The sequence below is a fragment of the Metabacillus sp. KH_069 genome, assembly GCF_057838075.1.
This window is the reverse complement of sequence record NZ_CM174460.1, coordinates 2087059-2111892: the sequence shown is the minus strand read 5'-3', so window position 1 is coordinate 2111892 and position 24834 is coordinate 2087059. Positions and strand designations below refer to the sequence as shown.

The 24834-nt window shown below is 40.0% G+C and carries 26 protein-coding genes; 13 read left to right on the top strand and 13 right to left on the bottom strand.

Features of this window, described 5'->3' with window-relative positions; genetic code table 11:
- From AC3ISE_RS10465 to AC3ISE_RS10430, 8 genes are all read left to right on the top strand, one after another.
- Complete coding sequence (locus AC3ISE_RS10465; protein ID WP_489224129.1) at nucleotides 1–1062, top strand: pyridoxal phosphate-dependent aminotransferase; 1062 nt, start codon at nucleotides 1–3, stop codon at nucleotides 1060–1062.
- Nucleotides 1059–1634 (top strand): bifunctional adenosylcobinamide kinase/adenosylcobinamide-phosphate guanylyltransferase, encoded by a 576-nt coding sequence (locus tag AC3ISE_RS10460; RefSeq protein ID WP_489224128.1) that lies wholly within the window; start codon nucleotides 1059–1061, stop codon nucleotides 1632–1634. The genes AC3ISE_RS10465 and AC3ISE_RS10460 overlap by 4 nt, the downstream gene beginning before the upstream one ends.
- The gene (cobS, locus tag AC3ISE_RS10455; protein ID WP_489224127.1) at nucleotides 1631–2389 is read left to right on the top strand and encodes an adenosylcobinamide-GDP ribazoletransferase; all 759 of its coding nucleotides are present in this window, start codon (nucleotides 1631–1633) and stop codon (nucleotides 2387–2389) included. Before AC3ISE_RS10460 ends, cobS begins: the two co-directional genes overlap by 4 nt.
- The gene (locus AC3ISE_RS10450) at nucleotides 2341–2958 is read left to right on the top strand and encodes a histidine phosphatase family protein (protein ID WP_489224126.1); all 618 of its coding nucleotides are present in this window, start codon (nucleotides 2341–2343) and stop codon (nucleotides 2956–2958) included. Before cobS ends, AC3ISE_RS10450 begins: the two co-directional genes overlap by 49 nt.
- The gene (locus AC3ISE_RS10445) at nucleotides 2910–3317 is read left to right on the top strand and encodes a bifunctional adenosylcobinamide kinase/adenosylcobinamide-phosphate guanylyltransferase (protein ID WP_489224125.1); all 408 of its coding nucleotides are present in this window, start codon (nucleotides 2910–2912) and stop codon (nucleotides 3315–3317) included. Before AC3ISE_RS10450 ends, AC3ISE_RS10445 begins: the two co-directional genes overlap by 49 nt.
- A 311-nt stretch (nucleotides 3318–3628) precedes the next feature.
- A complete protein-coding gene (locus AC3ISE_RS10440; RefSeq protein ID WP_489224312.1) occupies nucleotides 3629–4909 on the top strand; it encodes an MFS transporter in 1281 nt (426 codons plus the stop codon).
- 127 nt (nucleotides 4910–5036) lie between these two features.
- The gene (locus tag AC3ISE_RS10435) at nucleotides 5037–5561 is read left to right on the top strand and encodes an SRPBCC family protein (protein ID WP_489224124.1); all 525 of its coding nucleotides are present in this window, start codon (nucleotides 5037–5039) and stop codon (nucleotides 5559–5561) included.
- A gap of 112 nt (nucleotides 5562–5673) precedes the next feature.
- On the top strand, nucleotides 5674–6456 hold the full coding sequence (locus AC3ISE_RS10430) for a nucleotidyltransferase domain-containing protein (RefSeq protein WP_489224123.1): 783 nt from the start codon (nucleotides 5674–5676) through the stop codon (nucleotides 6454–6456).
- A 119-nt stretch (nucleotides 6457–6575) separates the two neighbouring features.
- Here AC3ISE_RS10430 and AC3ISE_RS10425 read toward each other — a convergent pair whose 3' ends face one another.
- Nucleotides 6576–8219: a M4 family metallopeptidase gene (locus AC3ISE_RS10425; RefSeq protein WP_489224122.1), complete on the bottom strand. Its 1644-nt coding sequence runs from the start codon at nucleotides 8217–8219 to the stop codon at nucleotides 6576–6578.
- 281 nt (nucleotides 8220–8500) lie between these two features.
- Here AC3ISE_RS10425 and AC3ISE_RS10420 point away from each other — a divergent pair, with 281 nt between their 5' ends.
- Genes AC3ISE_RS10420 through AC3ISE_RS10410 form a run of 3 tightly spaced genes read left to right on the top strand, consistent with a single transcriptional unit; the run spans nucleotide 8501 to nucleotide 9454 of the window.
- Complete coding sequence (locus AC3ISE_RS10420; protein ID WP_489224121.1) at nucleotides 8501–8863, top strand: GNAT family N-acetyltransferase; 363 nt, start codon at nucleotides 8501–8503, stop codon at nucleotides 8861–8863.
- Nucleotides 8856–9062 carry a hypothetical protein gene (locus AC3ISE_RS10415; RefSeq protein ID WP_489224120.1) on the top strand — a complete coding sequence of 69 codons (207 nt, stop codon included), beginning with the start codon at nucleotides 8856–8858 and terminating at the stop codon, nucleotides 9060–9062. The genes AC3ISE_RS10420 and AC3ISE_RS10415 overlap by 8 nt, the downstream gene beginning before the upstream one ends.
- A 20-nt stretch (nucleotides 9063–9082) precedes the next feature.
- A complete protein-coding gene (locus tag AC3ISE_RS10410; RefSeq protein ID WP_489224119.1) occupies nucleotides 9083–9454 on the top strand; it encodes an rRNA methyltransferase in 372 nt (123 codons plus the stop codon).
- A gap of 595 nt (nucleotides 9455–10049) precedes the next feature.
- Here AC3ISE_RS10410 and AC3ISE_RS10405 read toward each other — a convergent pair.
- The 10 genes from AC3ISE_RS10405 to AC3ISE_RS10360 form a co-directional block, all read right to left on the bottom strand.
- Nucleotides 10050–10358: a Zn-ribbon domain-containing OB-fold protein gene (locus AC3ISE_RS10405; RefSeq protein ID WP_489224118.1), complete on the bottom strand. Its 309-nt coding sequence runs from the start codon at nucleotides 10356–10358 to the stop codon at nucleotides 10050–10052.
- Nucleotides 10359–10363: 5 nt separating this feature from the next.
- Nucleotides 10364–11500: a thiolase domain-containing protein gene (locus AC3ISE_RS10400; protein ID WP_489224117.1), complete on the bottom strand. Its 1137-nt coding sequence runs from the start codon at nucleotides 11498–11500 to the stop codon at nucleotides 10364–10366.
- Nucleotides 11497–12978 carry a class I adenylate-forming enzyme family protein gene (locus AC3ISE_RS10395; protein ID WP_489224116.1) on the bottom strand — a complete coding sequence of 494 codons (1482 nt, stop codon included), beginning with the start codon at nucleotides 12976–12978 and terminating at the stop codon, nucleotides 11497–11499. Before AC3ISE_RS10395 ends, AC3ISE_RS10400 begins: the two co-directional genes overlap by 4 nt.
- Nucleotides 12966–13454, bottom strand: coding sequence for a PCC domain-containing protein (locus AC3ISE_RS10390; RefSeq protein WP_489224115.1), 489 nt, complete (start codon nucleotides 13452–13454; stop codon nucleotides 12966–12968). The genes AC3ISE_RS10395 and AC3ISE_RS10390 overlap by 13 nt, the downstream gene beginning before the upstream one ends.
- A gap of 27 nt (nucleotides 13455–13481) precedes the next feature.
- A complete protein-coding gene (locus AC3ISE_RS10385; RefSeq protein WP_489224114.1) occupies nucleotides 13482–14252 on the bottom strand; it encodes an SDR family NAD(P)-dependent oxidoreductase in 771 nt (256 codons plus the stop codon).
- A gap of 35 nt (nucleotides 14253–14287) precedes the next feature.
- The gene (locus AC3ISE_RS10380) at nucleotides 14288–15622 is read right to left on the bottom strand and encodes a TRAP transporter large permease (RefSeq protein ID WP_489224113.1); all 1335 of its coding nucleotides are present in this window, start codon (nucleotides 15620–15622) and stop codon (nucleotides 14288–14290) included.
- Nucleotides 15619–16110 (bottom strand): TRAP transporter small permease, encoded by a 492-nt coding sequence (locus tag AC3ISE_RS10375; RefSeq protein WP_489224112.1) that lies wholly within the window; start codon nucleotides 16108–16110, stop codon nucleotides 15619–15621. Before AC3ISE_RS10375 ends, AC3ISE_RS10380 begins: the two co-directional genes overlap by 4 nt.
- 17 nt (nucleotides 16111–16127) lie before the next feature.
- A complete protein-coding gene (locus AC3ISE_RS10370; RefSeq protein WP_489224111.1) occupies nucleotides 16128–17129 on the bottom strand; it encodes a DctP family TRAP transporter solute-binding subunit in 1002 nt (333 codons plus the stop codon).
- A complete protein-coding gene (locus AC3ISE_RS10365; protein ID WP_489224110.1) occupies nucleotides 17129–17890 on the bottom strand; it encodes an IclR family transcriptional regulator in 762 nt (253 codons plus the stop codon). Before AC3ISE_RS10365 ends, AC3ISE_RS10370 begins: the two co-directional genes overlap by 1 nt.
- A 330-nt stretch (nucleotides 17891–18220) precedes the next feature.
- The gene (locus AC3ISE_RS10360) at nucleotides 18221–19039 is read right to left on the bottom strand and encodes a glycerophosphodiester phosphodiesterase (RefSeq protein WP_489224109.1); all 819 of its coding nucleotides are present in this window, start codon (nucleotides 19037–19039) and stop codon (nucleotides 18221–18223) included.
- 212 nt (nucleotides 19040–19251) lie between these two features.
- On the opposite strand from AC3ISE_RS10360, the gene AC3ISE_RS10355 reads away from it, so the two are divergent.
- Nucleotides 19252–20271, top strand: coding sequence for a hypothetical protein (locus tag AC3ISE_RS10355; protein WP_489224108.1), 1020 nt, complete (start codon nucleotides 19252–19254; stop codon nucleotides 20269–20271).
- Nucleotides 20272–20309: 38 nt separating this feature from the next.
- Here AC3ISE_RS10355 and AC3ISE_RS10350 read toward each other — a convergent pair whose 3' ends face one another.
- A complete protein-coding gene (locus tag AC3ISE_RS10350; RefSeq protein ID WP_489224107.1) occupies nucleotides 20310–21731 on the bottom strand; it encodes an alanine/glycine:cation symporter family protein in 1422 nt (473 codons plus the stop codon).
- Between the two features lie 173 nt (nucleotides 21732–21904).
- On the opposite strand from AC3ISE_RS10350, the gene AC3ISE_RS10345 reads away from it, so the two are divergent.
- Nucleotides 21905–22213, top strand: a complete 309-nt coding sequence (locus AC3ISE_RS10345) for a hypothetical protein (protein ID WP_489224106.1) — start codon at nucleotides 21905–21907, stop codon at nucleotides 22211–22213.
- 196 nt (nucleotides 22214–22409) lie between these two features.
- Here the strand turns inward: AC3ISE_RS10345 and parC are convergent, their stop codons facing one another.
- Entirely contained in the window at nucleotides 22410–24830 is a 2421-nt protein-coding gene (parC, locus tag AC3ISE_RS10340; RefSeq protein ID WP_489224105.1) for a DNA topoisomerase IV subunit A, read from the bottom strand.
- Between the last annotated feature and the right edge of the window lie 4 nt (nucleotides 24831–24834).

Sequence of the window (24834 nt, the reverse complement as noted above, 5' to 3'; positions counted from 1 at the left end):
ATGTGGCCACAGCACGGCGGTAAAAGTGCAAGTATTAAAGCTGTTCTAAGAAAGAAGGGAATTAAAGAGAAAGAGTTCATCGATTTTAGCGCCAACTTAAATCCACTTGGAACACCACCGGCAATACTTAAAGCCATGCAAGAAAGCATCACTCATTCCAGTAATGTTTACCCTGACCCTGAGTATCCGGAAGAAAGAGCAATACTTGCAGCGTTTGAAGGGGTAAAACCTGAAAACGTTCTCCTGACAAATGGAGGAGCAGAAGCTATATTCCTTGCCGCAAGACTTTTCAAAAATGGGAAAGCAGGCATCTTTCAGCCGACATTCAGCGAATATGAGCGAGCCTGCATCAGTAATGATATTGAGGTGACCTATCTGAGCTATGAGGAGTTAGAGACGGGTTCCGGAAGGTTTAATAGCGATGTCCTGTTTTTGTGCAGACCCAACAATCCTACTGGAGAAATCATTTCTAAGAAAGTGGTGATAAAACTTTTGGATTCTGCTTGCCTGAATGATCAAGCAGTCATCATTGATGAAGCCTTCATCCATTTTACAGAAAGGGACGAAAGTCTGGAAGGACTGCTGCAGCACTATTCCAATCTCATCATCATCCGCTCCCTCACCAAAATATATGCCGTGCCGGGAATAAGATCAGGCTATCTATTGGCCAGTCATGCCATCATCAAGAAACTTGAAGCCATGTCCGTTCCATGGAGCATCAATTGCGCTGCTCTTGGCATGATTCATGCTATGCCGCATACATACGATCATTTGGCAGAAACAAAAAAATGGCTGCAAGCAGAATGGAAGCATCTAAAAAAGGAGCTTCAAGCTTTAAACTTCAGCGTTTCAGCCTCAAGTGTCAATTTTTATTTATTAAACGATCCGCTGCTTGAAAACCATGAACCCCTGCTGTTGTTTCTTGCGAATGAAGGGATTCTTGCAAGACATACGATGAATTTTCACGGCATAGAAGGGTCCTCTATCCGTCTTGCTATCAGGACAAGAGAGGAAAATGAAACATTGCTTACTGCCTTAAGGAAATGGAGAAAGCAATCATGATTACCTTCATCTCAGGCGGAGCACGGTCCGGGAAAAGCAGTTTAGCTGAAAGAATGGCATTGGATGCAGCTAAAGGTGAGAAACCCTACTATATTGCAACTGCAGCTAAAGATACGGGAGAGGAAATGGGTGAGAGGATTGCGTTACATAGAAGAGACAGGAAAGATGCATGGGTGACCATTGAAGAACCCTATTTTATTGATCAAACACTCAAACACCTGCCTAATAAAGCAGTGGTTTTAATCGATTGTTTAACCGTCTGGACGAGCAGTTTAATGTTCAGTGAAAACCTTTCATCAAACGAAATAGTGAAGCGGTTAGAAAAGACATTCTCTATTGCCCGAAAAAAGGAATATAACCTTTTCATTGTGTCAAATGATGTAAATGAAGGATTTCCCATTCAGGACAAGTTTGTTGCGAACTATATAAGCTGTCTTGAAGCTTTACATAAACGGACTGTCAAAGAAGCAGACACAGTACTTGAAGTCATCAGCGGGATACCAGTTGCCTGGAAGATCAAAGCCGTCCTGACAAAAAATGTTTCAATGATTTCATCTGGAGGACTAGAATGAAAAAAATGATGTATGGAGCGATTCTTTCTCTGCAGTTTCTGACAAGGATTCCTCTTCCGGTGAATTGCCCAATGGATCATAAAACCCTTAAATGGGCCTTGAGGTTTTATCCCTTCGCAGGCTTCGCAATAGGAGGAACATTGTATCTCGTATATTATTTATTGAACGGACTTCTTCCGCTCTATATCCTTACACTTATCCTCCTTACTCTGTGGGTTTTCCTGTCAGGAGGTCTCCATTTAGACGGTGTCATGGATGTGGCAGACGCCGTTGGTTCTAACGGAAGTCCAGAAAAAAAGATTGAGATTTTAAAAGACTCCCGTGTAGGAAGCTTTGCGGTGCTGAGCGCTGTCTTTTTGCTGCTTTGGAAAAGTGTGCTGTTATATGCAGTTTTGGAGGTTAATGAAAACAGTCTGCTTTTGCTGGCCATCCCCATGATGGCCCGGTTTCAGGCTTTATTCCAGCTTTTCTTTTTTCGTCCTTTTCAAAACAAGGGAATGGCGCATTTCTGGAAACAGCATTTATCAATGCGGGACGTAATCACCGCTGCCTGCTTGCTTCTTCCATTTGCAGCCTTCCCGGTGACTTTTGCTATTATGTTTTGCCTGCAGATCTGCTTTTCTTTTATCTTCGGAAAATGGGCTGTAAGACAGTTTCAAGGAATAAACGGAGACACAGTCGGTGCTTCAATTGAGGGGGCTGAGCTATGGAATCTTGCCGTTCTTTACAGCTTATTCTTATTCGGCATGGTATGACGGAATGGAATAAAGAAAAACGATATTTAGGCCACACGGACCTGCCTGTAATGGAAGATTCGTTTATAGAATATGATTCTCTTAAAAAATACTTGCAAAACCATCTTCCTGATGTTGTCTACTCGAGCGATTTACTCCGTTGTCAGCAGACGGCAGCTTTTTTGTTTCCTGAAGAAGCCACTATCAAAGACTCGCGTTTGCGGGAAATCAGCTTCGGGATCTGGGAAGGCAAATCATATGAGGACTTAAAAAGTGATTCCCATTATTCCAGCTGGCTCGATAACTGGGAAGTTACCTGCACGCCTGGCGGAGAAAGCGGCATCGCATTTCATGAACGGGTTTCATCTTTCTTATCGGAGTTACTCAAATCTAAACTTAGCAGCGCAGCCATCATAACTCATGGAGGGGTGATTAGAAAAATCGTATCTGACCTTGTTCCCGAAGCATCATTCTGGGACACTTCTGTATCCTTTGGAAAGGCCATCGTACTTGAGCTGAGAGCAGAAAGGGGGACATGGAAATGCATCTCATTATCGGAGGAGCCTTCAGCGGGAAAAGAGCCTTTGTGAAAAGCAAATGGGACGATGTCTTGTGGATTTCAGCATATGAAGGCCACCAAATCCTGCAATGGAAAGAAGATAATTCTTCAAAAGCACCGCTTGTTTTGGAAGGATTCGAACAATGGATCATGGAAGACAACAATGATGCTTTTAACCTTAGAGAAAACTGGCGAATTTATTTGAAGGAATTGGCCGAGCTAGAGAGAGAAGTTATTATGATCATGTTGGAAACGGGAAAAGGCATTGTTCCCATTTCAGAAAAGGAACGAAGGACGAGAGACCTTTTAGGCTGGATTCAGCAGGATGCTGCAGCATTATGCAAGGACGTTTACCATGTCTGGCATGGACTTGCGAAAAAAATTAAATAATCGATTAAAGAAGGGCAGGCAGCCCTTTTTTTGTTTAAGAAAAAAATGAATATCTCTAAGTTCCAAAAATCGTATATAATTTCTTTGTATCTTCTTAAGATCTCTTTTTTAATGAAAACCAGGAGGGGTTTATAGGGAAGGAACAGAATATAAATGACGAATGATTTTGAGAAATGACATTATATTTAGAAAGTGTGTGTTGTTTCTTGGTCTGAAATGATAGACGAAAGGGGAACATGAGGGTAAAAAGATTTTCAACCTATTCACATCACTAATGCATGAATTTTTCAAGCTGGAAAGGCATGATGAAAATGGAAAAAAACTTAACTGAAGCTTTGCCCGCACACGGGAAGACTTCAGGAAATTTATTTAAAAACAGGATCGTGCTTGCGATCATGGGCTCGAACTTTTTGCTTCAGCTTGGCATTTGGATCAGAAACTTTGCCATTTTATTGTACGTTACTGATCTTACAAACAATGATCCTGTGTATGTATCCCTTATATCCATTGCAGAGTTCGCACCGATTTTTATTTTCTCTATGATCGGAGGAACATTTGCTGACAGGTGGAAGCCTAAACTTACCATGGTATGGTGTGACGTACTTTCGGCCGTATCGATCTTTGTTGTTCTGTTAACTCTGGTTTACGGCTCATGGCATGCCATCTTCTTTGCAACATTGGTTTCAGCGATTCTTTCGCAATTCTCCATGCCATCAGCTATGAGGCTGTTAAAACAGCACGTGCCAGAAGAGCAGCTTCAATCTGCCATGGCTATTTTTCAATCCTTAATGGCTGTATTTATGGTCATCGGTCCAGTAATCGGAACTCTTGTTTACCAATCATACGGCATCTACACATCAATCATTGTGATGGGAGTTATGTTCCTTTTATCAGCTGCCGTTTTGACCTTCTTGCCGCGTGATCTTGAAAAAGTCAAAACTGAAGAAGAATCAAGTTTCAAGAAGGAACTTGCAGACGGCTTCCGATATGTCATCGGGAAAAAAGTGCTGACTACAATGGGCGGCGTTTTTGCAGCCTGCGGTCTGGCAGTCGGGTTAATCTCTCCGCTGATGATTTTTATTACGATTGAAAATCTCGGTTTGTCTAAAGATTATCTGCAGTGGCTGATCATGGCGAACGGAATTGGAATGCTTGCCGGCGGCGGTATTGTCATTGCTTTTTCTAAAAAAATCTCGCCTCAAAAGCTTCTTGCAATCGGCATTTTCTCAAGCATGATCTTTACCATCAGCATCGGATGGTCAACGAGCTTTCCGCTCACCATCGGTTTACAGCTGTTAAACGGCATGTTTTTCCCATGCATCCACATCGGAATCAATACGCTGATTCTAAAAAATACAGATGAATCATTTGTGGGCCGCGTTAACGGTGTTCTTAACCCGCTGTTTATGGGGATGATGGTTGCCGGCATGTCCTTATCAGGTCTCCTTAAGACACCGCTGACATTATCAGGCGTTTACACGGTTTCAGGCGTACTGTTCTTACTTGGAACACTGCTGATTCTCCCGTTATTTAAAATAAAAGAAGATACTATGGTTTCTAATCAAGTTGTGCAAGTTGGCGAAGACAGATAATAATGTAGTAGAAAAGTGCTTCCATCAGATGGGAGCATTTTTTATGTATACTTATACTTCATGCAGGAATTATTGAACAGCAGGCAGAATGACATAGGGAAAAATCAATTTCTGGGAGGAACCTGATATGTCATCAAACAAAGGGATTGTCAACATGACTTCACGTGTTAAGGGCAAAGAATTGATTATGGAGAGAACCTTTCATGCACCAAGAGACCTTGTATTTAAAGCATTCTCAGACTCGGAGCAGCTGGAAAGCTGGTGGGGGCCGCAAGGATGGAAAACAGAAAACAAAACGTTTGAATTTAAACAAGAGGGTGTTTGGCACTATTGCATGCGCTGCGAGGATAAAAACCAAGGAGAATTTTATGGGATGGAATCATGGGGCAAAGCTATCTATAAAGAAATTGTCGCACCTGAAAAAATTGTCTATGTCGATGCATTCTCTGATAAAGACGGCAGCATATCAGATCAAATGCCTGAAATGATTATTACTATGAATTTTGACGATTCGGGCGAAAATACAAAACTCACAGTCCGTTCCCGATTCTCATCAGAAGATGAACTGAAGAAAGTCGTTGAAATGGGCGTCGAGCAGGGTATGGCTTCTCAGTTTGACCGTTTGGATGAAGTGCTTGCGGAATGGAAATAAGAAGGTTAAGAAGAAGCTGCTGCGGCAGTTTCTTTTTCATTTTCTAAAAATCATTCAGAGGATGAAAATGGTCATGTATACTTAAAAGAAAAACCATTAGGGAGATTACAACATGAAAGATCAAATCCTGGAAGTGCTGAAAGAAATAGAAGTAAGTCATCAGGTGAAAATTCTTTATGCCTGCGAATCCGGCAGCAGAGCATGGGGCTTTCCTTCAAAAGACAGTGACTATGACGTTAGATTTATCTATATACATAAAGCGGAACATTACTTAAGCATCGATCCCGTTGGAGTCGGCTCCAATCGTGATGTGATTGAACGTCCGATCAATGACATCCTGGATGTTTCAGGCTGGGACCTGACAAAGGCGCTTAAGCTATTCCGAAAATCAAATCCGCCTCTAATGGAATGGATGAGATCTCCGATTGTTTATTATCAAGCTTTTTCAACAATTGATAAAATGGCAGCTTTGCAAACAGAGGTATTTACACCGCATTCAGCCATTTATCACTACTTGAATATGGCGGGCAATAACTACCGCGAGTATCTGCAAGGGGATACAGTGCGAATTAAAAAATACTTTTATGTACTTCGACCCATACTTGCAGCCAGATGGATTGAGCAGCTCGGCGATTTTCCTCCTATGGAATTTCAAGTGCTCTTGGATGAAATGCTGCAGGGCGGTTTGCTAAAGGATGAAATTCTGACTTTGCTTGAGCGGAAAATTAGCGGAGATGAACTAGACAGAGAACCTAAAATTGATGTTATTAATGAGTTTTTAGATTCTGAAATCATCAGACTTAAAGAGTACGCAAAACAACTGAACTTAAAGAATGAAGATCCTACTTCAAAATTAAACATGATCTTCAGGGACACGCTTAAAGAGGTTTGGTAAAGCACGTCGCTTTGGATCAGCTAAGTCCTGCAGGATAAAGGACAATTTAATAGCTGCAAATGAAAAAGGATTCCATATGAATTTATCATTGGAATCCTTTTATCTTCCTAATAATAGAACTAATTAATTCCTACAGCGTTAAAAGCATTTGTAACAGAAGTTACTTCTGCTGACGTGCTGCCATAAAGATCTTTAGCAGCTTGTATAGCTCCTGCCTTTGCCTGACTGAAATTTGTAGATGATGTATAGTACACTGTGTTGGCACGGTAGAAAATGGAGCCCATTTTGCTAGTGCCTACTCCTGATACAGTCACACCGTAATGAGTGCCTCCCTGACTCAGAAGATAAGCAGCTTTATTAATGATTCCGCTGTTAATGTGGACTCCGCCATTATCAGATGTACCAGTGTAGCGCTTAGAATAATGATCAGGGTCGCCATATTTTGTCGGATCACTCATTGAACGAAGAGCATCGCCTGCTTTTGCCGGTGTATAGATGTCTTCTCCAATTTCAAAATCCGGATTGTTATTATCGTAATACTCAGCGAGGGTTCCAAAAATATCGGAAATCGCTTCATTTAATGCTCCAGATTCATACTGATAAACAAGATCTGAACTGAAATCCGTGACGGCATGTGTCAGTTCATGCGCTACAACATCAAGACTTCCTGAAAGAGGGATGAAGGTCGTTCCGTCACCATCTCCATAAACCATTTGTGAGCCGTTCCAGAATGCATTATTGTAGCTTCTTCCGTAATGAACGGTTGAATTCAATGCTGCCCCTTTATTGTCATACGAATTGCGATTAAACGTGGTTTTATAATAATCATAGGTCAATCCTGCATAATAGTGGGCATCAACCGCTGCACGATCATAAGTTGCATGAAATTGGTTGTCAGCATCTTTCCATAGCGTGCCTGGAGTTCTCTGGCGATTTTGAGCATCGTAGGTGAAAACGCCGGATCCTCTTGTATTATCCTGCAAGTAATAATAGCCGCTGGAGAGCAGAGTGTTAAGAGTCTTCGTATCACCTAATACTCCGGTACCGGAACCGACAGCATTCGTACCGGTGACAGCAGGATTTGTTTTACCGGCTGTATCAATCGCATTGTATTTATTAATGACTGCACCTGTTTCAGCATCTATAAAATATTGATAATTGCCTGGTTCAGGGCTCAGGAAATTCAAATTCACATGATAGGCATAAACAGCAGTATCCGCCATTGGATAAATGATTAATTCTGCTGAAGGCTTCTGTTCATATACAGGAGTTAACCCTAAATCTTTCTCAGCAAGCTCGATTGCCTGTTGAAGGGACTTCTTTTTTGATAGCTGCTTCTCTAACTTTTTATCCAGATCCTTTGAAAAAGTTCCGCTGACAGCCTGAAGAACTCCGTTATCATCGACTCTTGCTGCCTGGGTTGAACCCCAAACAGGTATACCATCGTATACTTGCTGAAGTCTAATGACATCACCGCCAAGCTCATCCGATACGGAAGATTTAACAATAAATGATTCCTTAGCAGATTTCGCACCTAGACTGTATTTCGATTTATTTTTTTCAAGATAATCAAACAGCACATCTTTTGCAGCTTTTGAAGAGGGATTCGTCAGTTTTCCGGCAACAAACTCAGGAGATCCGGAGCTTTTGCTGAATTCACCCTGCTGTGAATCTGAGGATGAAGCGGCGAAACCAGTGGTGCTAAGCAGACCACTGCAGGCAAGACCGACTGATAAACCCATGGCAACAACATTCTTCTTCAAAGAAATTCCTCCTAAAATAAAATGAACGATAGACCCTGACTAATATGTAAACTATTAAATTAGTAGAGTAACATATTTATAACAGAACTTTCTGAACATTTCTACTAGTTTATTTATTTTTAGTTAAATAGAGTGCTAAAGTACTAAACACTATAAGAGTGGGCTGTGAATTTAGATATAGCCTTAAGTTTAATGTAGGAGGAAGACTGATACTTGATATAAAATAGGTAATATACATCGTTTCACATCAATGCAGTTATTTTGAAAGAAGGCAGGAAATTATGGAGATTAGCTGGAAAGAAATTACAGACAAGCATTCAAATCATTTAGATGAGGTTTTCAACCTTTATAACAGTACATTTCCATTCGAAGTAAGAGAGCCAGAATCCACTTTTTTAAGGGGATTAGCCTATACGGAAAATGAAAAGCTTAACACGTTTCGGTTTTTAGCGGGATTCGAGGGAGAGGAGATGGTTTCCTTTGCAACAGGGCATTATTTGGCCGACGTAAATTCAGGCTTTATCGTTTATATAGTTATTGATCCCTCTGTGAGAAGCAAAGGATTAGGTGCAAAAACACTATCGAAAATGGAAGAATTATTAAAAGAAGACGCTTTAGAAGCGGGGAAATTATCCCTTGAATAATGGATTATTGTTAACGTTCCAAAATTGGGATCTTCGTTCTGAAATTACGACTGAATTAAGTCAATCTAAAAATGTCATATATCGTGTTTGGGTTAAAGGAAAGTATGAACTACCTAAACTGGCAGAAATTATATATAATAACAATACTGTAATATATGATTCTTTAAAAAGAGAAAGAATGACACAGCGTCTAGATTAATTGAGCGGGAGAGAAAAAATATGTGGAAATTAGTAAACGGAAAATTAATTCAACAAACTGATACTTCAAGGGTGAAGTTTAGAACTAACGTCAGCAAATCTATCATTGATCAATTAAATACATTTGCTGCTGAATACAATACTCACCCGAATTACTTATTGGAAAGTGGATTACAAACTGTGCTGGATCAAGGTATTATTACTTATAATAAAAAACTCAGACCAAAAGACAGAATTCAATTTAAAACAACTTACGATAAGGAATTACTAACAATGGTTAAAGAATTTGCTAAGACTCATGATTTATTTGTTAACGACGTATTAGAATATAGTGTAAACTTTATAAATTTTGATAATCTAAAAAAGAGTGGCCATAAACACAGAATAGAGTAGGCTGGTTATTAACCGGTTTTAATTTATAACAACGCCCCCACCATAATATATATTATAGGTAGTTATATTATAAGGTATATAATCCGTCTCATAAGCTAAGTAAACTTAAGATAATGAGACAAAATGAAAAATTTAAGCATTTCTACGTTAGCTTCATTTAATTAGTACAATTATTTAATTCATTCATTATCACCATTCAGTTTTACGCTGATTTATTATCATAAAGTTTAATCTCAAATACTCTGGTTTGTTCCAATAGTTTGCTGCAGTTGTTAATTAAACATTTAGTTGTAAGTTTGATTCTTCATTTAATTCCTATATAACCTCTCTTGTTTAGTTTACATAATAACTCTGACATTAAAACTTTTCTTGAGTCTGGTTCTTTTTTCATTTTGTATACAGCAGTATTTCTAATTCCTGTATTTCATCTCTTTTGGTCTGAGAACAATTTTCTTTGTGATTATTTAGAACATAGTTTTATTAATTTTTTTGTTTTGTCTGCTTTCTTCTTCAAATAACAAAAAAAGGATAATTCCATTTAAGCTGAATTGTAATTACCTCAGAGTAAATGGAATTATCCAGTCTTTATAGTAGTTTACACTCGTGAAAAAGTATATACATCCTCTTCATACGAAAGCAATTCAACATCATCATTTATCAGTATCTCATCTTTTATCCTTCCAGTAACCCGATCTCCAGAGGCTAAATCGACTACAACTATATAATATGGTGTTAAATGTTTAAATTCTTCAGAAGAGATATGAACCTTTGTGAACGAATAAACCTTGCCAGTTCCTTCTGTTTGTTGCTTAATAAATTCTGCAGACTTGCATGCTGGACACACAATTCTTGCGCGGACGGATGACTTGCCGCATGATGCACATACAAACTTTTCAAAGTTCACATTGATCACCGCCTATTCTCGAAAATATGGACTGTTGAATAAGAGCCTGTTCCGCCTAAATTTTGCGCCAGTCCGATTTTTGCACCCGCTACTTGATTACATGCATTTCCTCTTAATTGACTTACGATCTGATAAATTTGCGCAATTCCGGTTGCTCCGATTGGATGTCCGCGTGAAAGCAATCCTCCGCTGGTATTAACCGGCACCTTGCCTCCGTGTTTTGTTAAACCCTGTTCTACCGCTTTCCATCCCTCCCCTTTATTTGCAAATCCCAACGCCTCAATTGCCAGAATTTCCGTCATGGTAAAACAATCATGAAGCTCGGCAACATCGATATCATCCGGACCCAGACCTGCCAGTTCATAGGCTTGTCTGGCTGATTCTTTTATTGCTGTTATGGTCAGAAGGTCTTCGATTTCCTGCGCTTGAGTAGGTCCGGAAGCTTGGGATGATGAACGTACAATGATCCCTTTTTCTCCTCTGGTTAAAATAATTGCTGCGGCTCCATCTGTTATTGGCGAACAATCAAACAATCCAAGCGGATCCGTTATCATCCTGGCATTCATCATTTCTTCCAGTGTTGCCGCTTCCCGGTATTGCGCTTTAGGGTTCTGAATAGCATAATCCCGGTTTTTCTTAGCCACCATGGCTAAATGTTTTTTTGACGCATCTGTTTCATAAAAATACCGATTTGCTAAAATACCGAAGAATCCTGGAAATGTAAGACCCGCTCTTTTCTCATTGGATTCAGTGTCCATAGCACCGTTTATTGCCTGCATAACCGTTTCAGTTGAAGCATGCTTCATTTTTTCAACTCCAGCGACCAATACCGTGTCATAGACTCCGGCCCGGATCATTTCATAAGCATGTCTGAATGCGATTCCCCCGCTTGCGCATGCACCTTCCATCTTTGCCGTTGGGATTGGTCCTAAACCTAAATCATGCGCAATGACAGAACCCAGTATTTCTTGTTCAGCAAGAACACCCGACATGAAATTTCCGGCGAATACTGCGTCTATGCGTGGAAATTCTGCTTCCTTCAGAGCATTTAAACTCGCTTCCAACAGCAGATCTTTCACTGAACGGTCTCTATGTGTGCCGAACTTGGTCATTCCTATCCCTGATACCGCTACCTGTTTCACGCATTTACACCTCCATAGAGCTGTTTTACTTCTCGTTTTAAAATTTTTCCATATGAGCTTTTTGGAAGCTGATCCAAAATCTGAATGACTTTTGGTTTTTTAAAGCTTGCCAAATGCTGCATGCACAGATTAATGAGCTCTTCTTCATCTGCTGTTTCACCGTCTTTAAGAACAACATATGCTGCGATCTTTTCACCCCATTGTTCACACGGCAGGCCGATGACACAGGTTTCTTTTACTGAAGTATGCTTATTTAACACTTCTTCTATTTCACGGGGATAAATATTCAGCCCTCCTGAAATAATGACCTCTTTTTTTCTGTCAACAAGATGGAGAAATCCATTTTCATCTGCCCATCCCAAATCACCTGTATAAAGCCAGCCATCCTTCAATGTTTCTGAAGTCGCTTCCGTATTATCCCAATAGCCTTTCATAACGAGTGATCCCTTGCATATGATTTCTCCGATTTTTCCCTGTTCAACGCTATTCCCATTGTCATCAACAATTTTCATATCCACAAATGATCCCGTTAAACCGCATGATTCCAAGTGATTTTTAAGCTCTTCTCTTGGCATAACCGTAATGGTCATCGGAGCCTCAACTTGGCCATAGGTCTCAACAAAAATATCCCCCGCTTGAGATATGGCAGCACTCAGTTTGCTTGACGCAATCGGAGAACCCGCCATATTAATGGATTTAACATACTGAAGTTTCTTAGGGTCAAATGTTGAGCTTTGAAATAATAAATTTACAATCGTAGGAACCAAAAATATAATGCTTACTTTGTCCTTATATATGTCGTCTAAAAAATCTTCTGGTTCAAATTTGTCATAAATGATTTGGGTTAAGCCAAAAATCCATGACGCATGTGAAAGAAAATTAGAACCATGCGTTAAAGGGGCAACATGGCCAATGACATCTCCCCATGTAATCTCACAAGCCATAGAAAGAGATAAGGCACTTGAGACAATATTGCGGTGTGTCAGCATCACGCCTTTAGGTTTTCCGGTTGTGCCGGAGGTGTACATAATGGCAAACACATCATCTTCATTTACTTGCTCGTGAATAACACACATTTCTGTTTCTGCAAGCAGCCCCTCATATTGGTTCCCGACACTGATTTTCCTTATGCCAGACTCTATCTGATGCAGAAGCTTATCTTCTCCAATGACAATTTTAGTCCCTGATTGCTTTAACATATACTCATGCTCTTTTGGATGCAGACGATAATTAAGCGGAACTTTGATGAAACCGCCAAATGCACACGCTAAATCAAGTTCAATATGTTCAATGCGGTTTGACATTAACGCAGCTAACCGATCACCTTTCTTCATTCCCATGTTCCTCATAATATTTACAAGTTTGTAAGCACGTTCCCCTAATTGTGTATAAGTGAATGAACGAAAACGATCTTTCACAGCCACTTTATGACCAAACTGAACAATGGCCTTTTTCGCAAAGCCAGCTATTGTTTCCATTCCGACAGCCCCTCTTTTCCATAAAAATTAAAAATACGGAAGCCCATTTCAGGATCTTTCTCTCTTTTAACAACAGCATTTGAAACAACAGCAACTGAAAATTCAATCGTAATGGCCACCATATTTCCGCCTTCAATAAAGTGTCCTCCAGATATGGCTCCTGTCTCATCTATAAAGACACCATGAAAATGGATATCTAAACTTCCATCTTCTTTGATTCCTATAAAGCCAGTTCCATTTAGCAGTTCAACAGGCCTTGCTTCATTTATTGGCTCTGTATAAGAAAGTGTGCCGTTCTCATGCTTGAGTTTCATATAGCTGACTGTTTTCAATGATCCTATACACGAAAAACTGCCTGCCTTTATGCCATGCAGTTCACACTGTCTTAAGATTCCTGTCAGCAGATCATCATCTCTTGTGAGCGCTCCTATCAGAACACCGCTCTCAGCATCATAAACTGAATGAGATTTCCGCATTTCATTCCTCCTGTTCTTATCTCTTTCCTACGCAAAGACAGCGCCGCCGCATACTCTCAGGACTTGTCCTGTCGTGTAGCTTGCTTCAGGAAGGCTGAAATAGCAGACGGCTTCAGCAATATCTTCAGGAAGTCCCATCCTTTTTACAACCTGGTTGTCGAGATTATATGCCATTCCTTTTGTGATGGCTGATTCCACTGCTCCAGGTGCAACACTATTGCATGTAATTCCAGTAGAGCCAAGCTCCTTTGCAGCCCATTTCGTAAGGGCAATGACTCCGCCTTTGCTTGCCGCATAGGCTGGACCTGATCTTCCTTTTAAACTATCAGGATCAAAGCTTGAAACATGCCCCCCATTCATCCCAGAAATCGAACTAATATTTATGATTCTTCCATAATTGCGTGAAATCATATGAGGGTAAACGACTTTTTGCATGAAGAAAAAAGTTGCTTTTAAATTTGTATTTAAATCCTGATCCCACATGTCTTCTGTCATTTCTTCCAAGTCGAACCTGCTGCATGTACCTGCATTATTTACTAAAATATCTATACGGCCAAATTCCTGAACAGTCTCGTCTACTAGAGTCTGAATAGCCGCAATGTCCCGGATATCCGCTTGATGGGATCTCACTTGTATGTCCGGAAAATCTTTCGTGACTTTATCAATCATTTCGCTTGCTTCAAGCACATCTATTATCACGATATGAGCTCCTTCTCCTGCAAGACGATAGGCTATTCCCGCTCCTATTCCTCTTGAACCTCCTGTTATTATGGCTACTTGACCTTTCAGCTTTTCCATAAGATAACCTCCTATTTAGTAATAATAATGATTTTTTAAACTCCAAATATATCCGGTAAAAATGTTGATATAGCAGGGATATACGTTATTAACAGCAGCACAATGACAGCTGCAATTAAAAATGGCAAAATAGCTTTTGAAAGATGATGAAGCTTTACATTGCCTATACCGCAGGCAACATACAGGTTTATTCCGACAGGTGGAGTAAATAACCCTATTGCTAGATTAACAGTCATAAAGATGCCAAAAACAGTTGGATCAATATTGAAATGAATAATGACTGGAATCAGGATAGGAACGAAGATGTAAAATGCTGAAATAGCATCTATAAAGGCGCCTGCGATAAGCAAAATAAGATTAATAATCAATAAGATGATAATTGGATTTGAACTGATGGATAAAAGAGAATTGGCCATATTCTCAGCTATTTGTTCTGTTGTAATGATGTAGGCAAACAAAGAGGCAGAACTTACAATTAACATGATGACTGCTGTCTGAGCGGCTGATTCATAGAGGATGCGGTAAATATTTGCTAATTTTAAATCTCTGTAAATAAAGATACCTACAAAAAATCCGTAAAATACAGCTATTACTGCTGCTTCAGTCGGAGTGAAAATCCCGCCATAAATGCCGCCAAGAATAATAACCGGCATCAGGAGACCCCAAATCGCATCCTTAAAGGCCTGAAAGGTTTCACCAGGTGTTGCTTTTGCTCTAACCTCAAGGGCTGCAGCAACTTCATTTACTTCGATATTCTGTTTCAATAAATCGCGTTTTTTCACATAGATTGCAGCAGCTATAAAACCTGCTCCTAATAAAAGACCAGGTATAACACCTGCAATGAATAATCTTCCGATTGAAACATTTAATTGATCACCTGCTACAACAGCAAAAACAATCATGGCTATACTTGGCGGAATGACAATGCCGATCGCGCCTGAACTTGCTAATAGGGCACTGGCAGATTCTTTCTTCATGCCATTCTTCACTAAAGCTGGAATCAGGATTCCCCCAATGGCTGCGACGGTAGCGGGACCTGAGCCGGAAATAGCGGCAAAAAAGATAGCTGTAATGACAGTAACCAGAATAATGCCGCTTTTATAATGCCCCACACATACATTTGCAAAATGAATTAACCTTCGGGAAATCCCTGCATACTCCATAATGACTCCTGCAAGGATGAAAAAGGGGATCGCGAGCAGTGTAAACTTGGCTATACTGGGATACAAAACATCAGGAAGCAAGGTTAAGCTTGAAGGACCCCAATTTAATAAGAGAACTGAAATAGATGATGCCGCAAGTGCAATTGCTATAGGGATTCTAATCAGGACCAATAATGCGAAGAGACCGAATAACAAAAGAGCATTCATGCTTTCATCTCTCTTTCTGATTGTTTAGTTAAAGTTGCCCATTCAATAGCGCCTGCCTCAATTGTCCGATAGAGACAGAACAGACAGCCTATAGGAAAAACAATTGAAAACATCCATTGTTTGATTCCAAGAGAAGGAGTGATTAAGTTTCTTTCCATTTGAAAACGGACCATTTCATACCCGTAGTATGCAAACAGGATGAAAACAGCTGAAATGAGAGCGGTTCCAAAAATGATCAGTATTTTTTGGCCTAATACGTTCGCTTTCTCAAACAGCAAGGAAAAGCCAAGATGAGCATTCTTTCTTAGTCCTGCAGCAGCCCCCAGGAAGGTGAGTAAGACAAAGAGGTTTATTGTGATCTCTTCTGTAAAGGATAGAGAGTAATGAAAAAAGTACCTGGTTATTACATTAGCAAACGTAATGACAGACATCGTCAGCATAGTTGCGGCAAGAAAAAAATTTTCAATGCTGCTGATCACTTTTGACATAACCAATCATCTCCTTTTTATTTTTTAAATGCATCAAGCAGTTCTTTTCCCCAAACATCTTCATACTCGTCATAAATGTTTTCAGATGCTTTTCGGAAGGCTTCAAGTTCTTCCTCTGAAGGATACACAAATTCCATTCCGGCTGCTTTTAATGCCTCAATTTGCTCTTTCTCTTTTTCTCTTGCAAGGTCAATTTGAAATTCATTTGCATGTTTCGCTGCTTCTTTTATGATTTTTTGGTCATCTGAGTGCATGCTGTCAAATTTTTCTTTGTTCATTCCGAAAATGAGAGGATCATAAGAATAGTTCCACATTGTAATATATTGTTGAACCTCTTCTAACTTTGATGAACTGATGACATCAATTGGATTTTCCTGACCATCAATTGTGCCTTGCTGCAAGGCTGAAAATACTTCTGAAAAAGCCATTGTTGTAGGATCTGCTCCTAAGCCCCTCCAAAGATCTGAATACATCTTAATTCCTGGAATTCGTATTTTCATATTTTCTATGTCTTCAGGTGTTTGAATCGGTCTGACATCATTTGTTACCTGGCGAAACCCATTTTGACCAAAGCCTAACGGTTCAATCCCATTTTCAAGCAGAATTTCATTTAATGCCCTTCCACCTTCACCGTTCATTTTTTCATCCACCTCATGTAAATCTTTAAAAAGAAAAGGCGCACTCACTACACCTAACCGCTTTTCAAAGACGGAATAAATAATCGGAGAATGATAACTGAAATCTGTTGAGCCTTTTAAAAGCATCTCTACCCCTTTTGCTGAATCACCTGCAGATAGCTGTTCGTTTGCATATACTTTTGTTTTAATGCGGCCATCTGTCTTTTCTTCCACTTCTTCGGCAAATTTTTCAGCTGCCTGGTACCAGGTGGATGAATCATTAACAGTTACTGACATTTTTAAATTATAGCTTTTCTTCTCGTTAGAGGTGATTACACTGCTGCATCCAGCTGCAGTTAAAAGAAAGATAGCGCTTACAAAAATAAACAGAATCTTTTTCATCAGATTAGAATTCCTCCTTTGCTCACATAACCCAATCTCTTTGAAATCTCTTGAGTGGCGCACAATGCAGGTTCGATAATATCCTCAATCTGTTCATCTGTAAAACGAAAAGCCAGACCGGCAATGCAAAGCGCTCCAGCCAGTTCTTTTCTTCCGTTAAATATCGGAAAAGAAATCCCTTTTAAACCCTTCTCCCATTCTTCTTGATCTGTTGCATATCCCCTTTCACAAATCTTTTTTAATTCAGGAAGCAAGGATTCTTTTTCAGTTATCGTGTTTTCTGTAAAAGACTTTAACGGGTTTTTTGATAAATACCGCTCGAGAAGCTGCGGAGATAAATGCGCCAGGTATAATTTCCCTGAAGCTACACAATGGAGAGGCGCTTGTTTTCCTACGTCAAGAACAATTCGGGCTGCCAGATTTGTTTCAACCTTTTCTACATAAAGCACCTGATCTCCAAGATACTGAGCTAATAGAACGCTTTCCTGAACCTTGTTGGCTATGCTTTCTAAGAAAGGCCGTGCCGTTTCAACAATATCAAGCTGATCTTGTGCCTGAAATGCCAGTTGAAACCATTTCTGAGATAAGATAAATTTTTCTTGGTTGTTTTTTGTGATATACCCCAGCTGCTCAAGCGAAGATAAAAATCGGTGCACAGTTGCTTTATTGCTGTCAAGCTTCTCTACTAATTCAATAAATGTCATCGGCTTCTGTGCAATCACTTCTAAAATTCCGAAGGATTTTTCTACTGTTTTAATCACCTCGCTGAAGATAAAAACCCCCTTTCAGTTTCACTATGTAAAACTTTAGTTCCAATATTAGGACAGGCTGTAAATATTGTCAATATTAAGAATATTTGCACTGAAACTCTATTGCTCTTGTTATGCAGCGTTTTATTCTTGCAAAATAAGAAATGTTAGAGTCTTCATTCTGTTGACGATAAAGTAATACAAATCATAATTACTTCGCTGATTGTGTCTGAGCAGTGATTTTATAAATGATTATTTAGAACATGGTTTAATTAAATTAAATTTAGTTTTTCTATTTCAAAAAAAGATCGATCCTCATAAAATAGGATCGATCTTTTTTTCTTATTTCGGATCTACATAATCCGGATAATCCGTAATAATTCCATCCACTTGCATCTCTAAAAGAAAATCAGCTGTTTCTTGGCTGCGGACTGTCCATGACTGAATTTTCATTCCTTCTTCATGTACTTGATTGACTAGCTCTTTAGTGACGATTGTATAACTTGGGTTGAAATAGTCTGCGTAAGAGCTGAATTCTTTTAATGCTTGCTGTGTTGTATGTAATCTGGATGATGTCAGGACTCCAATCGGTACTTTTGGAAGCAGATCATTCATTTTTTTCATAGATTCAAAATTAAACGATTGGATAATTATTTTTTCATTTTGAGGCTTGTCTAAGTTTCTTTCTTTCAGCTCAAGAGCAACGCTCTCCTCAATTCCCGGATAGAGCTCTGGTGCTTTAAGCTCGATCAATATTCCTGTTTTTCCGTGATATCGATCAAGGATTTCATCAAATGACGGGATCTTTTCACCTGCAAATTCTGTGCCTTTCCAGCTTCCGGCATCAAGATTTCTTAATTCATTGTACGTTAAACTTTGAACGGGGCCGCTGCCATCTGTGGTACGGTCTACAGTCGTATCATGTATCACAACTAATTCACCGTCTTTGCTTCTTTGAACATCAATCTCAATGTAATCAGCTTTCATTTCGACCGCTTTGTCAAAAGCTGCAATCGTGTTCTCAGGTGCATATCCTGAAGCTCCCCGATGCGCTACATTATCAATCTTTGTTTCCGCTGCTTCTGCTGAAGATGGCTGTGTGATTGGACTAATTAACAATGCGAGCGCTATACCCGCTCCCGCTGCCCACTTTTTATTCATTTTATCGTCTCCCATTCTCTATTTTTTCCAACAGCTATAGTTTACTAGATCATTGTATATGGAATGTGAAGAGGAGATATCAGAATAGTATCATTCCTGTGAATAAGTTTAGGAGAATTAGCACGCCTTTCTTTACAAACATTTATTGGAAAAATCATGCAGCCAAACTGCGCCTTCATGCATGATAGAATGGGTTCTGAGGAAGTGAATAGGTGATGAAAATGGTTCTAATACTTCTTCTCTCTTTTCCGTTTCTGCTGAGCCTGGACCCTTTGGTCTATGATTCAGACTATCAGGCAAGCTATCAATCTCCTGAAGGAATTATGTTTCTTAGCTATACAGAAGCGTGGGATGAAAAGAAACTCCAAAAGTTATACAAAGAGCTGATTCAAAATAAGCACGGAGATGAACTTGCCTTGCTTCAAGAGGTGCGGATCAGAGGCGGTTCATTAGGAAAATCTTCAACCAAAGGTAGCTTTCATGCATTAACAGACAGTATTACATTGTATCAAGGTAATAAATATACCGAAGTTTCTTCATTCAGGGATACCCTTTCCCATGAGTATGGTCATCATTTTGCTTATCATTACGTGTTTTCTCACCATCTGCCTTTTTCTCAGTGGAGTAAAATCAGGGGCATTTCTGATTCTCCTGTTCGCTGGGATGCATTTTGGCGTTATACAGAAGGTGACCACAAATGGTACCCTCAAGAAATTATTGCTGATGATTATGTTCTATTATATGGATCTTCTAGAAAAACGGATGTACAAGAGGTCAAGGAAAGCAATGAACCTTTTTATTTAAAAACACAGCACGAAAATGAACGCATTCCAAATGTGCTTAATAATAAAAAGATGTTCCGCTACTTGGAAGAAGCAAGCGGTTTGAAAATCGATGATTCCCGCTACATCAAGACTCCTGAACTGCTTCATACCAGGGATCAGGAACTGCGGTTTCGGATAGCGGATAAAGATCAAATAGCTTATAAACTCAATCTTGTATTTTATGAAAATGGCGTCAGAAAGGAATCAAAAGAGCTTTTAAAGATTTCTTCCAATGAGACAAGGGATTTAGCAGTACCGTTAGAGGATGATTTAAGAGGATCAGCATATACAGATGTTTCTCTCTCGATTGATGTCCTGGATTTAAATACTTCCAGAGGTTTTGAAACTGAAACCTATCATCTGACTGTTGACCGTAATTTGATGCTTTCTAAAAGGCAGACTTATTAAAAAATAAAACACCGATTATAAAAATCGGTGTTTTATTTTTATTTAGATTCTTCTATCTCATTGTCTCCCCAGCATTCCGTGTTTTTAAGCCCTTTAATGGTGCTTGCTCTGAATACAGGATTTTTTCCTTCTTTACGCTGGCGTCCATAATCTTTCAAAACAGCAAATGCAAGCTTTGATAAGAGCAGAATCGCAATCAGGTTCGTAACAGCCATTAGACCCATAAATAGATCAGCCATGTCCCATATCATCTGGAAACCTGACACAGAGCCGAATATCACCATGCCGATGACGGCTAATCGGTAGATGAATAACACTGATTTATTGCCGTTTAAAAATTCAATATTCGTTTCTCCATAGTAGTAATTCCCGATAACCGAACTGAATGCGAACAGGAGAATTGCAACGGCAAGGAATGTTCCTGCCCAATCACCGATATGCGATTGCAATGCAGCCTGGGTAATCTGAATACCGTCTAATGCAGAGTCAGGAGTTGTATCAAACAATAGAATAAGGAATGCAGTTGTACTGCAGATAATGATGGTGTCAAAGAAAACTCCAAGTGTCTGGATAAAGCCCTGTTTTGCCGGATGAGTTACGCTTGCCGTTGCAGCTGCATTCGGCGCACTCCCCATACCTGCTTCATTTGAAAACAAGCCTCGTTTAATTCCGTTTTCAATAGCTGCTCCAATTCCTCCGCCGACTGCCTGCTCAAAGCCAAATGCATTTGAGAAGATCACGGCGATTACAGATGGAACCTCAGTGATATTTGAGATCACAACAACAAGTGCGACACCTATGTAGATTAAAGCCATGACAGGAACAATAATTTGAGTCGCTGCAGCGATGCGCTTCAGCCCGCCGAAAATGATGATTCCTGTAAAGACGGCCAGGATGATACCCATAACCGTTTTGTTCACGTTAAACGCACTGTCAAAGGCAAGAGCGATCGTATTGGCCTGAACCGCATTGAAAATTAATCCAAAACATAATGTGATCAATACAGCAAACAGAATGCCCATCCATTTTGCATTAAGCGCTCTTTCCATGTAGTAGGCTGGTCCACCGCGGAACTGATCTCCGTCTTTTACTTTGTATACTTGTGCAAGTGTGCTTTCTACAAAGCTAGTTGCCATTCCTATTAAAGCAATAAGCCACATCCAGAAAACGGCTCCAGGTCCGCCGACTGCAATCGCAATCGCAACACCGGCAAGGTTTCCTGTGCCCACACGCGAAGCTGCGCTGATAAAGAATGCCTGCAGGGAAGAAATGCCTCTTTTCCCTTCCTTTGATGTCATGCCGGGTTCTTTTAAAAGCCTGAACATTTCTCCAAAATACCGAAATTGCACAAATTTTGAGCGAACAGTGAAATATAATCCAAGTCCTACAAGCAAATAAATCAATAAGTAAGACCATAGAATTGTATTTCCGCCCGATATGATGGCATTAATAAAATCCATAGAAAACCTCCTGAAAATAATGAATATTTCGTTTTCATGTCAGTTCATCTGTCATGACAAAGGAATATTATATCACTTTTTGTCAATTTGCAGGGAAAAAACAATAAAATTTTCTCTATGCTTAATTGGAAATGTGCGTTATGATAGTTCTATTATAAAAAAGGAGGAGTGTTATGAGACAGTATCTCTTTCTTTTTCTCATTGCCCTGCTCCTGTCAGGTTCAGTTCCGCACGTGCATCAGCATCACAATGCTGCTCCTGCTTTTGATCTTGAGGAGCATGTAAAACCATACTCTGCTGATGAAAAAGAGGATCAGAAGTTCCCTTTTTTCATAAAACACAATCTGGCAGAAATTGAATCTTCACTTTTAGCTGCTGTCTTTTCCATCGCCTTGCTGGCAGGGTGGCAGTTCAGGAAGAAATTCTTAATGGCTGTTTTTTACCAATCATCTTATTACGGCAAAACATCGCTTCCATCCTAGAGACTAAACGTAAGGAGGGCGACGCGATGTTCTGGCTGAGACTTATTATGGTGACAGGTTTTTCATTAACAGCTGTCAGTCTATTTTTGTATCAGGGAATCGAGATTATGCATGCATTCACTGATTACTTTACAAAAAACAAATAACGAAAATGAAAAGACATCCTCTATTTTCTGAGGATGTCTTTTCATTTTCGTTATTTAGTTAAGCGCCATACTTCTTTTACAGATCCCGAATCTCCTTCATCTATGAAAAATGAACCGTTGCTGTAACGATCATTTGCTCTTAAGGTTTGAGGTGCAATTTCTTCAATCTGACCTTTTTCTGTTTTGATCATAATCGTGTCTTCCGGCTTAATGATCTGCATGCCGACTAACCGGTGAGGGTTATTTTTAAGCTCGCGCAGCATAATCAGTCCCCGTTTTGCACGTGAGGTTTTTTCAAATTCCTTGAGTGACATTTTTTTTGCGGCCCCTCTTTGTGTCACAATGACAACTTGAGGAATTTCTCCCGCTCTGAATGCCGAGCCTCCGACTACGGAATCTCCCTCTTTTAAGTTGATGCCTTTCACACCCGCTGCTCTTGCTCCTACGATGTTCACTTCTTCCTCTGAAAACCATAAGCCGTACCCGAACTGAGTAGCAATAAAGAGATCATCTTTTCCAGATGTAACATGCACATCAATCAGGACATCATCATTTTTCAAGTTTAAAGCCATTAATGCTTTGGAATATCGCTGTGCTTTGTAAAGCTTTAACTCCGTTTTTTTGACCATGCCGTTTTTAGTGACAAACAGCAAGTATTGTTCAGTGGTAAAGTCTTTAACCGGAATGGCTTTTATCAGCTGTTCATCCCGCTCTAGATTCACGATATTGGCTATATGCTGGCCGAGGTCTTTCCAGCGGATATCAGGCAATTCATGGACAGGGCAATAGATGTAATTTCCTTTATTCGTAAAGAGAAGAACGACTTCTGTTGTGTTGACGTCATACTTGGCAAGCAAACGGTCTGTTTCCTTCATTCCAAAGTCCTGTCCGTTTGATGCTGCATAGGATCGTCCGCTTGTGCGTTTAATGTAGCCGTCTTTCGTTACTGTGACGATGACATCTTCTGAAGCAATCATCACTTCAAGATTGATTTTAATTTCCTGAATTTCATTTTCAATCACAGATCTTCTCTCATCAGCATACGTCTTTTTGATTTTTTTCAAATCCGCTTTGATGACTTGGTACAACCTTTTTTCATTGTTCAAAATTTCAAGAAGGGCTGTGATTTTTTCATCAAGCTCTTTCGCTTCATTTTGAAGGGCTGTAATATCCGTATTAGTTAATCTATAAAGCTGCAAGGATACAATGGCTTCTGCCTGAAGCTCTGTAAACTGGAATTTAGAAATTAAGTTATCTTTCGCATCCCGCTTGTCTTTTGAAGCACGGATTGTCGCAATTACTTCATCAAGAATGGATAAAGCCTTGATTAACCCTTCAACAATATGCTGTCTTTCACGCGCTTTTTGCAAGTCATAGTTAGAACGGTTTGTGATGACTTCTTTTTGGTGAGCAATGTACGCATCTAAAATTGTCGGAAGCGTCATTAATGTCGGCCTTCTGTTATGAATGGCGACCATATTGAAATTGTAAGGCACCTGCAAATCACTGTTTTTATAAAGATAGTTCAGAATGCCTTGTGCATCTGCTTCTTTCTTCAATTCAACCACGATTCGCATGCCGGTACGGTCTGTTTCGTCACGGACTTCTGCAATCCCGTCAAGCTTCCGTTCAATTCTGAACTCATCCATCCGTTTCACAAGATTCGCTTTGTTCACTTCAAAAGGGATTTCTGTGATGACGATTTGCTGCTTGCCGCCTCTTATGCTTTCTATTTCTGCTTTTCCTCTAATGATGATTTTGCCTTTTCCTGTCTCATAGGCTTTCTTTATGCCTTCGATTCCCTGAATGATTCCTCCAGTCGGAAAATCAGGTCCTTTAATCACCGTCATCAGTTCATCCACCGAACAGTTCGGCTGATCGATCCGTTTCATGACAGCGTCTATGACTTCACCGAGATGATGAGGAGGAATATCCGTCGCATAGCCTGCTGAAATCCCTGTTGAGCCGTTTACGAGCAAATTCGGGTACATCGCAGGCAGGACGAGCGGCTCCTGGCTTGTATCATCAAAGTTTGGCACAAATTCGACCGTACGTTTATCAATATCCCGCAGAAGTTCGGATGCAATCGGAGAAAGTCTTGCTTCTGTGTAACGCATCGCAGCCGGAGGATCTCCGTCATTGCTTCCGTTGTTTCCGTGCATTTCAATCAGCAGATTGCGGACCTTCCAATCCTGGCTCATCCTCACCATGGCGTCATAAACGGATGTATCACCATGAGGATGGTAGTTGCCGATTACATTACCGACTGTTTTTGCTGATTTGCGGAAGTTTTTGTCATTTGTATTTCCATCCACATGCATAGCATAAAGGATTCTGCGCTGAACAGGCTTTAGCCCGTCGCGTGCATCAGGCAATGCTCTGTCTTGAATGATGTATTTACTGTAACGCCCAAAACGGTCACCTATCACATCTTCAAGAGGGAGATCGCGAAATTTTTCTGGCTGTGTCATTTAG

Bases quoted from the DNA above. Each gene is read 5' to 3' on its own strand.
- AC3ISE_RS10465 (WP_489224129.1), top strand. From the start codon at position 1: ATGTGGCCACAGCACGGCGGTAAAAGTGCAAGTATTAAAGCTGTTCTA.
- AC3ISE_RS10460 (WP_489224128.1), top strand. From the start codon at position 1,059: ATGATTACCTTCATCTCAGGCGGAGCACGGTCCGGGAAAAGCAGTTTA.
- cobS (WP_489224127.1), top strand. From the start codon at position 1,631: ATGAAAAAAATGATGTATGGAGCGATTCTTTCTCTGCAGTTTCTGACA.
- AC3ISE_RS10450 (WP_489224126.1), top strand. From the start codon at position 2,341: ATGGAATCTTGCCGTTCTTTACAGCTTATTCTTATTCGGCATGGTATG.
- AC3ISE_RS10445 (WP_489224125.1), top strand. From the start codon at position 2,910: ATGCATCTCATTATCGGAGGAGCCTTCAGCGGGAAAAGAGCCTTTGTG.
- AC3ISE_RS10440 (WP_489224312.1), top strand. From the start codon at position 3,629: ATGGAAAAAAACTTAACTGAAGCTTTGCCCGCACACGGGAAGACTTCA.
- AC3ISE_RS10435 (WP_489224124.1), top strand. From the start codon at position 5,037: ATGTCATCAAACAAAGGGATTGTCAACATGACTTCACGTGTTAAGGGC.
- AC3ISE_RS10430 (WP_489224123.1), top strand. From the start codon at position 5,674: ATGAAAGATCAAATCCTGGAAGTGCTGAAAGAAATAGAAGTAAGTCAT.
- AC3ISE_RS10420 (WP_489224121.1), top strand. From the start codon at position 8,501: ATGGAGATTAGCTGGAAAGAAATTACAGACAAGCATTCAAATCATTTA.
- AC3ISE_RS10410 (WP_489224119.1), top strand. From the start codon at position 9,083: ATGTGGAAATTAGTAAACGGAAAATTAATTCAACAAACTGATACTTCA.
- AC3ISE_RS10395 (WP_489224116.1), bottom strand. From the start codon at position 12,978: ATGGAAACAATAGCTGGCTTTGCGAAAAAGGCCATTGTTCAGTTTGGT.
- AC3ISE_RS10390 (WP_489224115.1), bottom strand. From the start codon at position 13,454: ATGCGGAAATCTCATTCAGTTTATGATGCTGAGAGCGGTGTTCTGATA.
- AC3ISE_RS10385 (WP_489224114.1), bottom strand. From the start codon at position 14,252: ATGGAAAAGCTGAAAGGTCAAGTAGCCATAATAACAGGAGGTTCAAGA.
- AC3ISE_RS10380 (WP_489224113.1), bottom strand. From the start codon at position 15,622: ATGAATGCTCTTTTGTTATTCGGTCTCTTCGCATTATTGGTCCTGATT.
- AC3ISE_RS10375 (WP_489224112.1), bottom strand. From the start codon at position 16,110: ATGTCAAAAGTGATCAGCAGCATTGAAAATTTTTTTCTTGCCGCAACT.
- AC3ISE_RS10370 (WP_489224111.1), bottom strand. From the start codon at position 17,129: ATGAAAAAGATTCTGTTTATTTTTGTAAGCGCTATCTTTCTTTTAACT.
- AC3ISE_RS10360 (WP_489224109.1), bottom strand. From the start codon at position 19,039: ATGAATAAAAAGTGGGCAGCGGGAGCGGGTATAGCGCTCGCATTGTTA.
- AC3ISE_RS10350 (WP_489224107.1), bottom strand. From the start codon at position 21,731: ATGGATTTTATTAATGCCATCATATCGGGCGGAAATACAATTCTATGG.
- AC3ISE_RS10345 (WP_489224106.1), top strand. From the start codon at position 21,905: ATGAGACAGTATCTCTTTCTTTTTCTCATTGCCCTGCTCCTGTCAGGT.
- parC (WP_489224105.1), bottom strand. From the start codon at position 24,830: ATGACACAGCCAGAAAAATTTCGCGATCTCCCTCTTGAAGATGTGATA.